The organism is Cupriavidus sp. SK-3, from assembly GCF_000611145.1.
Taxonomy (GTDB): Bacteria; Pseudomonadota; Gammaproteobacteria; order Burkholderiales; family Burkholderiaceae; genus Cupriavidus.
Genome location: NZ_JFJV02000086.1, coordinates 1 through 866, shown reverse-complemented (window position 1 = coordinate 866; position 866 = coordinate 1). Strand labels below are relative to the sequence as shown.

The 866-nt window shown below is 62.0% G+C and carries 1 pseudogene; it reads left to right on the top strand.

Annotation, left to right across the window (positions count from 1 at the left end):
* Positions 1-200: 200 nt before the first annotated feature.
* A pseudogene (locus tag CF70_RS09095) lies at positions 201-866 on the top strand (hypothetical protein); the annotation flags it as partial.

Below are 866 nucleotides of genomic sequence, written 5' to 3'. Positions count from 1 at the left end.
GCATCTTTTCCGAGCACGTCGTGATCGGCTCTAAGCTCGCACAGATTCAACACATCACGTTCACGGCGCTGTCGGCCCGCCGCCCAGACTCTGCGCAGGCTGCCAACGAAGCGCGCTCCCTCTTGTACCGATTTGCCGATCACACGTTGAGGATCCCCAAGTGGTCGGCCAAACGGTATCTGCAGATCTACGAGCGCTTCATGCACAACAACGATGCGCTCACCTTCCTGAATATCGGGGAGCTGAACATTCTCAAGCGGCAGGACATCACGGCGGACGAGATCGCGCTGGTAGTCAAGGCCAAGCGCAGTAACGAGCCGTTCAGCCGCGCCGAAATCCTGCCCTTCATTGACCGCTACCGCGCCCTGAGTTCCGAAATGGAGACGCTGGAGAACCAGCTCGCCGGTACCGAGGAAGAGTTGTCGGCCAGTATGGCGCAGCACGACCAGTCTCAGATCGAACTCAAGTATCTCAAGGAACAAATCGCCGCCGCTGGCCGTAGCACGGACGCGCAGCAGGCGGCGCTGATCGAGGCGCAGGCCGCCCTTGCCTCGCAAAGCGCCAACGTCGATGCCCTGCAGTTCGCCATTGAGAAGGTCAACCGCGAGAAAGCCGACCTGCAGCGCCAACTCACCGACATAAAGATCCGCGTGGACGTCAAGGAAGTGCCGGTAGTCCCCGAGGGATACACGTCCGTGACGGAAGCCATCAAGGCCGCCGAAGCCCGGCTGGAACAAGTGCAGAGCGAAGTGCGCCTCTCCGAGGAGCGACTCGCTAGCACGCGTAGTGCCATCACAGCCAATGACTCCCCCGCACCCGCGCGTACCGCGCCGCCGGCTGACCGCCATGTCGGCCTGCGTCTGGAG